Annotated in this window: 9 protein-coding genes and 1 rRNA gene; 7 read left to right on the top strand and 3 right to left on the bottom strand. The window is 61.5% G+C overall.

Features of this window, described 5'->3' with window-relative positions; all coding sequences use genetic code 11:
- The first annotated feature begins 204 nt into the window (after window positions 1-204).
- Complete coding sequence (locus NPS29_RS18260) at window positions 205-1,209, top strand: aldo/keto reductase (RefSeq protein WP_274134144.1); 1,005 nt, start codon at window positions 205-207, stop codon at window positions 1,207-1,209.
- A gap of 103 nt (window positions 1,210-1,312) precedes the next feature.
- On the opposite strand, the gene lapD is transcribed toward NPS29_RS18260, so the two are convergent.
- Window positions 1,313-3,256, bottom strand: coding sequence for a cyclic di-GMP receptor LapD (lapD, locus tag NPS29_RS18255; RefSeq protein ID WP_274134143.1), 1,944 nt, complete (start codon window positions 3,254-3,256; stop codon window positions 1,313-1,315).
- 27 nt (window positions 3,257-3,283) lie between these two features.
- Window positions 3,284-3,994, bottom strand: a complete 711-nt coding sequence (gene lapG, locus NPS29_RS18250; protein ID WP_337993899.1) for a cysteine protease LapG — start codon at window positions 3,992-3,994, stop codon at window positions 3,284-3,286.
- A 328-nt stretch (window positions 3,995-4,322) separates the two neighbouring features.
- On the opposite strand from lapG, the gene NPS29_RS18245 reads away from it, so the two are divergent.
- The 6 genes from NPS29_RS18245 to NPS29_RS18220 all read left to right on the top strand — a co-directional run bounded on the left by NPS29_RS18245 (window position 4,323) and on the right by NPS29_RS18220 (window position 12,424).
- A complete protein-coding gene (locus tag NPS29_RS18245; RefSeq protein ID WP_274134141.1) occupies window positions 4,323-5,066 on the top strand; it encodes a GntR family transcriptional regulator in 744 nt (247 codons plus the stop codon).
- 175 nt (window positions 5,067-5,241) lie between these two features.
- On the top strand, window positions 5,242-5,997 hold the full coding sequence (locus tag NPS29_RS18240; protein ID WP_274134140.1) for a thioesterase II family protein: 756 nt from the start codon (window positions 5,242-5,244) through the stop codon (window positions 5,995-5,997).
- A gap of 680 nt (window positions 5,998-6,677) precedes the next feature.
- On the top strand, window positions 6,678-7,454 hold the full coding sequence (locus NPS29_RS18235) for a DUF3050 domain-containing protein (RefSeq protein WP_274134139.1): 777 nt from the start codon (window positions 6,678-6,680) through the stop codon (window positions 7,452-7,454).
- Between the two features lie 49 nt (window positions 7,455-7,503).
- A complete protein-coding gene (locus NPS29_RS18230) occupies window positions 7,504-8,448 on the top strand; it encodes a diiron oxygenase (protein WP_274134138.1) in 945 nt (314 codons plus the stop codon).
- Entirely contained in the window at window positions 8,445-11,894 is a 3,450-nt protein-coding gene (locus NPS29_RS18225) for a non-ribosomal peptide synthetase (protein ID WP_274134137.1), read from the top strand. Before NPS29_RS18230 ends, NPS29_RS18225 begins: the two co-directional genes overlap by 4 nt.
- A gap of 41 nt (window positions 11,895-11,935) precedes the next feature.
- Entirely contained in the window at window positions 11,936-12,424 is a 489-nt protein-coding gene (locus tag NPS29_RS18220; protein WP_425312531.1) for an SRPBCC family protein, read from the top strand.
- A gap of 333 nt (window positions 12,425-12,757) precedes the next feature.
- Here the strand turns inward: NPS29_RS18220 and rrf are convergent.
- Window positions 12,758-12,873 (bottom strand): 5S ribosomal RNA (rrf, locus tag NPS29_RS18215).
- Between the last annotated feature and the right edge of the window lie 64 nt (window positions 12,874-12,937).

Raw genomic sequence — 12,937 nt, 5'->3', positions numbered from 1 at the left:
TGTAGGAGTGAGCTTGCTCGCGATAGCAGTCTGTCTGTGCCATTTCATTTGCCTGACACACCGCAATCGCGAGCAAGCTCACTCCTACAGGTCCGGTGAAACCTGTTTGAATTTGTCACTTTTCAAATCCGTCTCGAACAGGCGAGTATGTCCGGTCTAGAGCTGTCCTGATTTCCACTTCCCTGACGAAAAGGATATCGAGCAATGATCTACCGTACGCTGGGCCAGTCCGGCCTGAAGGTTTCCACGCTGACCCTGGGCTCCATGATGTTCGGGGTGCAGACCAGCACCGAAGAATCCCTGCGCATCATCGACAAGGCCTGGGATGAAGGTGTGAATTTCATCGACACCGCCAACGTCTACAACGCCGGCCGTTCGGAAGAAATCGTCGGCGAAGCCATCGCCTCGCGCCGCAGCGAGTGGGTGCTGGCCACCAAGGTCGGCAGCAGCTCGGGCAACACCGCGCCCAATACCAGCGGCCTGAACCGCAAGCACATCTTCAACGAGATCGAGTCCAGCCTGCGTCGTCTGGACACCGATTACATCGACATCCATTACCTGCACAAGGAAGACCACAGCACGCCGCTGGAGGTGACGGTTTCGGCCATTGGCGATCTGATTCGCGAAGGCAAGATCCGCTACTGGGGCGTGTCGAACTTCCGTGGCTGGCGCATCGCTGAAGTGGTCAACGTCGCCCAGCGCCTAGGTGTGGACAAGCCGGTCATCAGCCAGCCGCTGTACAACATCGTCAACCGCCAGGCGGAGCTTGAGCAGATCACTGCGGCGAAGTTCTACGGGCTGGGTGTGGTGCCCTACAGCCCGCTGGCCCGGGGCGTGCTCAGCGGCAAGTACGCACCCGATGTCACCCCCGACAGCAGCACCCGCGCAGGGCGGCAGGACAAGCGGATTCTGGAAACCGAATGGCGAACCGAGTCGCTGCACATTGCGCAGAAACTGCAGCAGTACACCAAGGACAAGGGCGTCGGCCTGGTGGAATTCGCCATCGCCTGGGTGCTCAACAACCAGGCCGTGACCTCGGCCATCGTCGGCCCGCGCACCGAAGAGCAGTGGGACAGCTACACCAAGGCGCTGAGCGTGAAGATCACCGCCGAAGACGAGGCGTTCATCGATTCCCTGGTGACCCCGGGCCACGCCTCGACGCCGGGTTTCAATGATGTGCAGCATTTTGTGACAGGGCGCTATCTCTAAATAAACGCGCTGTAGGAGCGCGCTTGCCCGCGATTGCTATCTGTCTGTGCCATTTCATTTGGCTGACACACCGCCATCGCGGGCAAGCGCGCTCCTACAAGGTTTACTCCCACGGCGCGGGGTCGCCGAAGAGTTGCCCTTGAACCCCCGCAATCCCCATCTCCCGCAACACCACAAACTCCCCTTGCGTCTCCACCCGCTCGGCAATAAGCGGCAAATCAATGCTGTGCGCCGCGCGCTGGATGGCTTCGATGAACAGCCGCTTGTGCCGCTGCTGGTCGATGGCGCGGATGTAGCTGCCTTCGATCTTCAGGTACGCCAGGCCCAGGCTCGACAGGTTGCCGATCATGCTGAAGCGCCCGCCAAAATGCTGCAGGGCCAGTGAGTAACCCAGGTCCTTGAGGCGTCGGGTCAGGTCTTCGAGCTCCTGTTGATCCGGCACCTGCTCTTCGCCGATTTCCAGAATCAGCCGGTGGGCCAGATGTCCGTTGCGCTTCAACACCTCCATCACCTCGTTCAGCGCACCGGGATCGGAGAGGGTCGCCGCCGACAGGTTCAGCGCCAGCATCTGGTCGTGCCGGGGCAGTTGCTCGAAGACGGTTTCCAGCATCAGCAAATCATGCCGCGCCGACCAGCCGAAGCGCTCGATCCAGGGCAGGAAACGGCCAGCGGGCAGGGTTTGTGATTCCTCATCGATCACCCGTGACAGCACCTTGAAATGCAGCACCCGGCTTTCATCACGGGCATCCATGACCGGCTGGAAAAACAACTGAAAGCGGCGCTCGGTCAGGGCCTGGTCGAGCAATTCGTACCAGGCGTGATGATCGTCCTCAAGGCTGTTCACCGCGCCATGCTCGATGCAGTGCCAGATCTGCCCGGTCTGGGTTTCGGCCTGGGAAATCGCCTGGTCGGCCAGGCCCATGAGGGTTTGCGCCGAATCACCGGGGGTGTAGGGCGCAAGGCCGATATAGGCCGCCGGGCTGACGTCCGAAGCGCCGGTGCCGCGCAGGCTTTTCAGCGCTGTTTCCAGCTCGCGGGCCAGTTGCAGCGCTTCTTCCTTGACCAGCCCCGGCGCCAGCACCGCGAACTCGCCGCCGCGAATCCGGCTGATCAGGTGCCGCGCCTCGGCATGGTTGAAGCACTGGCGCACCAGCACATCGCTGACGGCCACCAGCAATGCGTCGGCTTTCTTTCCCCCCAGCCGCTCGTTCAGGCCGGTCAGGTCGTTGACCCTCATCAACAGCAGATACCCCGAGCGGGCGTCCTCGACCTGGCTGACGTGCTGATCCAGGCGCATGTCGAAGTAACGCCGGTTGGCAAGGCCGGTCAGGCTGTCTTCGTAGGATTCGATCCGCAGTTTTTCGGTGCGCTCGGCATGCTCATGAAACAGCGCCTTGAGCTTGTCGACCATCTGGTTCATGGCCTGTACCACCCGCCTCAGCTCGGGGGTGGCGGGAAGCTCCTGCAAGCTGAGAAATTCCCGTCGGCCAATCGCCTGGGACTGCTCGACCATGTAGTCCAGCGGCCTGAGCTGGCGCCGCAACAGCCAGGCGCCCAACAGGAAACTGATCGCCCCGCACAGCACCAGCCAGCCCAGATTGCCCAGCGCGCCTTGCCACAGCTTGCCGATGGCGAACATCGGGTGGCTGACGACTTCGACCCGCGCTGCCGGGCGCCAGCCGCGGCTGATGATCGCACTGGCCCCGGCCGGCTCCAGCGCGATCAGCTTGATGAACCAGTCCGGTGCCGTGGCGGCAGGCATGGCGCTGCGCTCGACCAGGACCTTGCCCGTTGCAGGGTTCACCACGCGAATGCGCGCGTAGTAGCCACTGTCGAAGATCGAACTGACCATCAGTTCCATCATGGTCGGGTCGTCCACCGAAGGCGTCAGCGACAGGGCTAGCGCGGTGGCCGCATCTTGGGCGTGGGAGCGCAGCTGATTAACGTACTGGTTACGCGAGCTCTCCAGGCTGACCATGAAGCCGCCGCTGAAGGCGACCAGCATGAACAGGCAAATGGCGATCAACAGCTGTTTGAACAGGGTCATGGGTCAATCCTTGTTCTGTCGGATGGGTCAGGGCGTATTGCCCTCGACCGGAAAACCTTCGGCTTTCATCTTGTTCAACACGTCCTGCCAGCGGGACAGCTGTTTGATATCCCCCGCAATGCTGTTACTGCCAATGGTGCTGTCCGTCGCATCCGGCAACCACACGCCCTCCCCGTTGAAGGCGTACACCGGCAACAGGTCCTTGCGCGCATCGGCAGGTTCAATGGTGTCGACCAGACTGTCGAGCACCAGCGGCTCGCCGTCTGCGTCGGGGTAGTACGTCAGGACCATGTGTGCCCGCTCCGGATTGAGCACCTTGACGTAGGTAATCAGCAGCTTGTCTGCGGGCATTCCCCATTGCCGCAGGCTGAAATACTTGGCGATGGCGAAATCTTCACAGTCGCCTGCGCCCTTCCACAGCGCCTGGACGGGCGTGGTCCAGTAATCGTCCATGTGCCACAGATCGATATCCTCCACATACCGCAGTTCGCCATTGAAGAACCGGTTCACGCGCTCCAGCATTTCCAGATCACCGGCCGGTTTGTGCCCGCCCAGCATCGCTTTCCATTCATCGACACGGTGCCGCCCCTCCACCGATGGCCCGTACAGTGCGCTGGCCCGCCGCACAATCAGGGAAAAGTCCCAATCGGCGTAGGCAAAACCAGCCAGCACGATGCCCGTCAGCAATAACTGACAGCACCTGCGTGCAAGCCGGTCGAAAGCGCAGCGGGTCGCCAAAGTTCTCTATCCATGGGATCGACCGGAGGTACTCGATAGCGAGCCTCCAACCGAGGACAATAATGGCATCTGGCGATCATTGGCTTGCAATTCAATGACTTCGAATGTCTGCCGGAGTGAACGTAAAAATGCCACGTCCAGGCGACCGTTTTCCGACGCCTTGTATCGTTCAAAGGATAGAACACGGTGCGCACATTCTCGCCACAAAGCCTTGTAGAATGCGGTCTGCCGCGACAGAACCGAGGATGTTACAAAGTTTGACAAGGTAAGCCGGGGCTTCTAGTGTTCCATTGGATCCAATATTTGAACAATGAAGAAGAAGTAATCGATGCGCAGGACTGAGAGAGAGCAATTTCTGCGGGAAATCCTGGGGGACGAACAGCCTCCTGCACATCTGGCACGCGCCGTGATCGAGGAAAAACTGCGCAGCGCAATCCTCGACGGCCGACTGTCGGCGGGCATGGCATTGCGTCAGCAGGAGCTGGCCACGCTGTTTGGCGTCAGCCGCATGCCCGTGCGCGAGGCCCTGCGCCAGCTCGAAGCCCAGTCGCTGTTGCGGGTCGAAACCCACAAGGGCGCGGTCGTCGCTCCCCTGATCAATGAAGACGCCACCGACGCCTATGCCCTGCGCATCCTGCTGGAATCCGAAGCCCTGCGTCAGTCGATCCCGCTGCTGACCGCCGAAGACATCGCCCGTGCCCGCGGCTACATCGAGCAACTGGAGATCGAAACCGACTACGCCAAGATGGGCACGCTCAACCGCCTGTTTCACATGGCGCTCTACAGCCGTGCGCCAAACAAGCGCCTGCTCAAGCTGGTCGAAGACGGTCTGAACGAAGAAGAGCGCTTCCTGCGCTTCAATCTCAAGCACATGGGCCTGGGCAAGCTCTCCCAGCACGACCACTACGAACTGCTGCAGATGGCCGAGGCCGGCGCCGCCGAATCAACGGTCAGCGCCCTCACCCACCACTTGAACCGCGGTGTGGAAGCCATCAACAACTATCTGAAAAGCCGTCCAGCGGAAGTCGCCAGACCCGCCTCGGCGTCAAGGAAGCGCGCCCTCGCTCAGTGAGGGTTCAACGACCGTGAACGGCGACTGTTCACGGTCCAGCATTCGCGCCTCTGCTCGCGGTCATCGACCGGATTGGGCATGGGGCTGATACGGCATCGCCTGTTGCGGTGCCAGCGCCGAAGGACCCGGCCCCACGGTAGTAGCTGGCTTGCCGTCGCAGGCCCGGGGATTGCGAGTGTACGCCGCGAAAAGCAAATGGCTGATGGTGGTCAGTTCCGGACAGCCTATCCGCACGCGCCTGATCTGTTTTCCGGATGCCGGGGCCGATCCCGAGCTGTTTCGTGACTGGTCACGTGGCCTGGCCGATCACATCGAGCTTGTGACACTGCGCCTGCCCGGGCATGGCAGCCGCCTCAAGGAAACGCCTTACGATCAGTGGGCGCCGCTGCTCGAGGACGCCTTTCCGGCCCTCGAACCCTACCTGAACGAACCCCACGCCTTTTACGGCCACAGTTTCGGCGGCCGGATCGCCTACGAGATGGCGCGCCTGGCGCAAGCCCACTCCCCGGGCCTGACCCGCCATCTGTTCATCTCCGGCTGCCGCAGCCCCGACAGCCAGCAAGCCCGGCCTTACCTGCACACGCTGCCCAAGGACGACTTCATCCAGGCGCTGACCAGGCTCGGCATCGTTCCCGAGTCGGTGCTGCATGACAGCAAGCTCATGCGCCTGTTCGAACCGGTCATGCGCAGCGACCTGAAACTCTCCGAGCTGTGGTCCCATCGCCCGGACGAAGGGCTGAACATTCCGTTGACCGCGCTCTACGGCAGCGACGACGCACGCGACACCGCCGCCAGCATGATGAATTGGCGCGAGTTCACCCGCCGCGAATTCGAGCTGATCGAAGTGCTCGGCAACCATGACTTCCTCACCTCGCAGCGCACTCGCCTGCTGCACATCATCAACACTCACCTGGGGCTGCTCGACGTCTGAGCCCCGGCGGTGAGCGCCCTCTGCCGATTCACCCCCTCCTGCGACCATCCCGCCCATTGCACCCCCTGTGATTTCTGCCAGCGTTAAGCCTGCGCATTCCTGTGTTTCAGGCACACTCGCCAAACGGACCCGCCTGCAGTCAGGCGCGCAACAGGTCACTTTCATGGAGCAATAAAAGGAGCAGTACAACGGGTGCGGTCGTATCGGGATGCCTAACAACGCCGCCCACACAAAATTCCTTCTTATTCGATTATTCAGTTAACGCGCAATGCTGAACGAGGCATTCGTTCATTGCTATCAATTCTGACTCCAGTGAGTTGGAAGGGTTGCGCTCATCTCAATAAAACTTATTTCAATAGTTTTATCAGCCCACTTCGCGCCGTGTTTTCATACACTTTAAAATAAGTAAAAAACTATTTGATAAGTTATTAAAAAGTGATTTAACGTTTTCTCGTCGCCAACTGCCAGGCGCCGGAATTTCAACGGCACCCAGAGCCTTGTAGCCACGCGAAGCCTATGCCACGGGCATTTGGCTGATCATCCAACTGACCATTTGACGAAGTATCTGTTCGCGGCCTGCGCTCGCCTGTCTTTAATGAAACTTGCGCAAGCACTCTATGAAGCAGGCCACACCGACGTCTGGACCGCACAGAACTTTCCCACATCAAGGACGCCATAACATGCAGACCCAACAACAACTATTGAACCGTAAGAAGTCTGAACTAAGCGCTCATCCGATCTTTTCCGAAATCGACTCTCTGGCGGTATTGCGGCGCTTCATGGAGGCCCATGTGTTTGCCGTCTGGGACTTCATGTCACTGACCAAGCGCCTGCAACAGGAGCTGACCTGCACCCGCTTGCCCTGGCTGCCGCCCAAGGACCCCAAGGCTGCGCGCCTGATCAATGAAATCGTGTTGGGGGAGGAGTCAGACGACCGCGTCGATCACGGCCACTACAGCCATTTCGAGTTGTACCTGGACGCCATGCGTGAAGTCGGCGCGAGCACCGCCAATATCGAACGCTTCATCGCGCTGCAGCAGGAGGGTGTGCATGTCGACACCGCGCTGGACAGCGTCGACGCCGACCGGGCGGCCATCCGCTTCGTTCGCGACACCCTCGCGACAGCGCTGGAGGCCCCGGCCCACAGCGTGGCGGCCGCGTTCCTGCATGGCCGCGAGAGCGTCATCCCGCTGATGTTCCAGAGCATTCTCGACGACTGGGGCATCACCGCCCACCAGGCACCGACCTTTCGCTACTACCTGCAACGCCACATCGAAGTCGATTCCGAGGATCACGGGCCGGCCGCCGAGTCGCTGCTGGCGCGCCTGGTCGACGGCGATGCGCAGCGCGAGCACGAGGTCTACGCCGCCGCCATCGCCGCCGTGGAGAGCCGCATCGCGTTGTGGGATGCCCTGCGCGTAAGCATGCGCAACCCCGCACTGCAAGTCAGCGCATGAGCCGCCCACCGGCGGCCCCCTCTTCCGCTCACCGCACAGGGACAAGACCATGAAAGCCGAAGACTATCTGTCTTTCGTCGACGCCTGGGAAGGCCGTGCCACGATCCGCACTCGCCCGCGCCGCATCGTCGAGAACGACGAAAAACTCATCTACCCCTTGAGTCGCCAACCGCTGGTGCTCAGCGAAACCTTCACCCGCGAATGCCCGCACCTGCGTGATTTCGCGCTGATCCAGAGCCTGTACAAGTTCATCAACGATGTGGTGATTTTCGAGACCGAGATCGTCGACAAGACCGCCCGCAGCATCGCCAAGGATAACTTCGCGATCCGCTTCCCCTTCGCTTGCCGCTACGACGCCATGACGGTGGTGGTGGACGAGGATTACCACGCGCTGGTGGCCATGGACTTCATGCAGCAGACCATTGCCCTGACAGGCATCGAGCCCATCCACCTGCCCCTCGAGATCGAACTCAGCCGCGCCATCCCTGCCGCACTGGCCCTGGCGCCCGAGCACCTGCGCAGCGCCGTCGAGCTGATCTGCGTGGCCATTGCCGAGAACACTGTTACCAACGATGTGGCGGCGTTTGCCAAGGACGACACGGTCAAGCAATCGATCAAGGGGCTGATGGCCGACCATTTGCTCGACGAAGGCCGGCACTCGGGCTTCTGGGCGCGGCTGGTGCGCATCTACTGGCACGCCGCGCCTGAAGCAGACCGCGCCACCATAGCGCAGATCATGCCGGTGTTCATTGCTCAATATTTGACCAATGACATTCAGAAGTCCTTCGACTTCGTGCTGATCGATCATCTCGCGGTCTCCGAGCCCGTCAGGCAGGCGCTTCGTGATGAAACCCAGGCGATGTGCTTCCCGATCAACCGCCATCACCCGCTGGTGGGCAACATCGTGCGCTTTTTCAAGACCAGCTCGATGCTCGAGTCCTCCTGTGTGCAACAGGCGCTGGCTGACTATCTGCCAGCAGGAGGCGCGCTATGAAACGCCTGGAGATCGTGCTCATCGGCCATAGCAGGGCCTTGAGCGAACTCAGCGCCGAGCTCGACAGCCACGGCCATTTGATACACCACCTTGCCGACGCGCAGGCACTTGATGACAGCGCGTTGCAAAGCCCTTCGATGCTGATCGAAGACGGCACGCTGGACCTCAACAGCACCCGCCTGCAGGCCTTCAGCAGCCGCGTGCATCTGGGTTTGCGGGTCGGCCTGACGCCCGATCTGGCGCAGGGCCTGCCACGGCTGGAATTGCTGTGCTGGTATGGCAGCGCGACGGCGCAGCGGTTGATACTGCGCGAAACGATGCCGGCCCAGCCTTCGGGCAATGGGCGCATGCTGCGTGACGCTGCGGTGGCCGCGCTGATCGACAGCGTCGCGCTGATGGTCAGCCGGTTCTCTCGTGACGGCGAGCATTTCACCCGGGCCGAATCGGCTCTGCCGCCGCAGAGCGAATGGCAGGAAGGGTTGCAGCAACTGGACCGCCTGGCCTTCGAACACCGCTTCAATCATACCGCGCAGCCCCATCTGCTGAGCATCGCCCAGGTGCCGCTGACGGCCCGACTCGACGCCAGCTTCAGCGCCTTCGGCGAACGGTGTGCGCTGAACATCGACGGGCAGCGCATCAGCTACGACGCATTGCGCGCGCACAGCGTGGCGATTAAGGCGCAGATCAGGCCGCTGCTGGGGGCGTCAAATGAACCGGTCGTGATCGGCATTTGCCTGCCCAAATCGACGGCTTTGTTCGCAGGGATTCTCGCCATCCTGGGTCTGGGAGCGGTGTACCTGCCTCTTGACCCCAGCCAGCCACTGCCACGTCAGCAGTACATCCTGGAAAACAGTGCAGCGGTGTTGTTGCTGCACGACGGTCAGCATCCACTGGCGGGGGGCTGTGTGCCGGGGCTGGACATCAGCGCCATCAAGGCCACGCCCGGCCCTGAACCGCTGATGACTCAGCGCCCCGACAGCCTCGCGCCGTGCATGGCGCTGTACACCTCAGGCACCACCGGGCATCCCAAGGGCGTGATGCTCAGCCAGCGCAACCTGAGCCACTTCACGGCCTGGTACGCCGAATATGTGGGGCTGTCGGAGCACAGCCGGGTGTTGCAGTTCTCGACCCTGAGTTTCGACTCTTCGGTGATCGACATCTTCCCGACCCTGCTCAGCGGTGCCGAGCTGGTGGTCGCCAGCGAAGATCAGCGTCGTGACCCGTTACAGCTGCGCGATCTGCTCGACGACAACCTGACTCACGCCTTCCTGCCGCCCGCCTTGCTCAGCATTCTGCCGATGGAGCAGCCGCTGCGTCTCGGGCATTTGATGACCGGTGGCGACGTCTGCGAGCCCTACGTCATCGAGCGCCTGGCCGCGCAATGCCGGTTCCACAACCTGTACGGCCCGACCGAGGCCACGGTGCTGATCACCGCCGGGCAATTCAAGCCCGGCAGTAGCAATCGCAACCTGGGCCGTCCGATTGCCAACAGCCAGCTGTTGATTCTCGACGAGCAGATGCAGCCGGTAGCCGAACAGACACCGGGCGAGCTGTACATCGCAGGGCCTGGGGTGTGCCTGGGGTATATCCATAACCCGACATTGACCGATGAGCGCTATGTGCACATTGCCCTGGGTGACGGCGAAACCCTGCGTGCCTACCGCACCGGTGATATCGGCAAGTGGACCGACGAGGGTGTCGAGCTGTCGGGACGGCGAGACAATCAGGTGAAGATCCGCGGCTTTCGCGTTGAACCCGAAGAGATCGAACACTGCCTGCGCGACAGCCAGTTGTACCGGCAGGTGGCGGTGGTGGTCGACGAGCATCGGCGCATCCTGGCGTTTCTGGCACAACCTCGCGGGGTCGAGCCGGATGCGGCGCGGCATCTGCTCAAGGCCCACGTCGAACGGCTACTGCCGGACTACATGCGCCCTGCCGCCTATACGGAACTGGCGAAGATGCCCTTCGCCCAGAACGGCAAGATCGATCGCAAGGCACTGCTGCAATTGCCAGTGAACATGATCGAGCAGGCACCGCGTCGTGAACCCGCCACCGACAACGAGCGGCAGCTGCTGGCCTTGTGGGCCGAACTGTTGGAGCTGCCGCCGGGGGATATCTCCACCGACGAAAGCTTCTTCAATCTGGGTGGCCACTCGATCCTGCTGTCGCAGATGCTGCTGGGGATTCGCGAGCAGTTCGGACGCAGCATTCCCATCAACCGCTTCATCGAAGCGCCGACGCTGATCAACCTGGCGTCGCTGATTGAAAGCGACGGGGCATCCAGCTGGACCGTCAGCCCACAGGCGATCAAGGACGCCACCAGGCCGCTCGATTTGCCGATCCTGCCAGTGGGCAAGCTGGGTGATGTGCACAAGGTGATTGTCACCGGCGCCAACGGATTTCTCGGCGTGCATATCGTCCAGGCGTTGCTGGCGTGGGGCGCAACCGAAGTGGCGTGTCTGGTGCGTGAAGGCGGCGGAATGACGGCCCGCGACCGCTTCATCGATGCGCTGCGCGAGAACCGCCTGGAACACCTGGACCTCAGCCGGGTGCGCGTGTACGCCGCTGACGTGACACGGCCTCAGCTGGGGCTTGCCGATGAGGTGTACGAGCGCCTGGATCGCGAGTTCGGTGCGCTGGTGCATAACGCAGCCAACGTCAATCACGTGCAGGACTACGAGACGCTCGCCAGGGACAACGTGGCGCCGATCTTCGAATGCCTGCGCCTGTGCGAGGGGCGCAGCAAGAAGGTCTTCAACTTTGTCTCGACGCTGTCGGCCTCGAGTGCGGTGGCCGCCGATGGCAGCGTGCTTGAAGCCCCTGCAGCCGAGACGCCGCCGATCTACATCAAGAACGGCTACAACCTGTCCAAGTGGGTCGCCGAGCGCATCCTGCAGCAGGCACGGGAGCTTGGGGCGTGGGTGAACATCTATCGGCCCGGCAACATCGCGTTCAACAGCGTCACAGGCGTCTGCCAGCCGCACAAGAACCGACTGATGCTGATGCTCAAGGGCTCGATGCAGCTGGGCCAGGTGCCGGACTTCTCAATGACCTTCGACCTGATGCCGGTGGACTTCCTGGCGCGCTTCATCGGCTTTCACAGCAGCCGCTATCACCCTGCCCGCGCGGTTTTCAACCTGCATAACCCAGAGCCTCTCAGCTGGAGCGGTTACGTCGATGCGTTCCGTGAAGCGGGGCGCGAGTTCGAGATGGTCAGCGTGGCGCACTGGCAGACCCAGCTCAACCGGGTCGACAGCCAGAACGCGTTGTTCGGCGTGCTCGGCTTCTACCTGGACGGCTTCGAGGAAGACATCGGCGACATCTCGATGATCGCCTACCAGAACGCCCTGGCCGGCGTTGAGCGCATGGGCGAGCGCTACCCGCAGAAAACCCCTGCGTTGCTGCGCAAGGGCTGCGACTACCTCCGGGAAATCGACTTCATCTGACTTTACCCAACGCAATACCCAACTACGTAATGGAGAACGACATGAACGCAATCAACCAGATCCAGCCGCTCAAACCCGACACCCTGGTGAGCAACCCTGCGGGTACGCCGGTGGTGTCATCGGTCAAGGTCGCGGCGCCGGCCAAGGACGTGTGGAAGGTGGTCGGCGATTTCGGTGGCTTTACCCGTTTCATCCCGGCGCTGGCCAGCATTGAAGTGATCGGCAATGGGGTGGGCTCGGTCCGTCACAAGAAATTCAAGGAAGGCGGGCTGGAGGTGGTCGAGCAATTGAACTCGCGTGACGACAGCGCCCTGTCGATGACCTGGACCACCATCCACAACAACCTGGGCGTCGGCAACCTCTGGGCCTCGATGACGGTGGTGCCTGCAGGGGATGCTGGCAGCATTGCCACCTGGACCATCATCGCTGAGCCTGCTGTGGGCAATACGATGAGCGCAGACGAGTTCGAGGCATTCCTGCAGGGGTTTGCCGATGACGCAATGAGTAACGTGCAGAAGCTGTTTGGCTGAGAGGTGTAGCCCTGGATCAAGCCAGCCATCGGAGACGGTGGCTGGCTTTTTTGTGGGCGAATAATAACTGCCTGCGTAGCGGCACGGCTTGCCGGCGGGGTGGGCGGCACGATCGCTGTAGGAGCGCGCTTGCCCGCGATGGCGGTGAGTCAGGCGCTGCGGTGGTGTCGGTAATGACGCCTTCGCGGGCGAGCCCGCTCCCACAGAAATCGGCGGCGCCTCGACCCTTGTGGGAGCGGGCTCGCCCGCGAAGGCGGTTGGGGATCTGAGCATTTTCCAGGCGCAAAAACAAAACCCCTGTCTGCGTCAGCAGACAGGGGTTTTGGGATTGAATCTTGACGATGACCTACTCTCACATGGGGAAACCCCACACTACCATCGGCGATACATCGTTTCACTTCTGAGTTCGGGATGGGATCAGGTGGTTCCAATGTTCTATGGTCGTCAAGAAATTCTGTGGCCGACTCGTTCAGGTGAACGCTTCAGCGAAAATTGTGTGACCTTCACTAAAAG

The sequence above is a fragment of the Pseudomonas putida genome (assembly GCF_028682175.1).
GTDB classification, from domain to species: domain Bacteria; phylum Pseudomonadota; class Gammaproteobacteria; order Pseudomonadales; family Pseudomonadaceae; genus Aquipseudomonas; species Aquipseudomonas putida_AD.
This window is presented reverse-complemented; position numbering and strand designations above follow the sequence as displayed.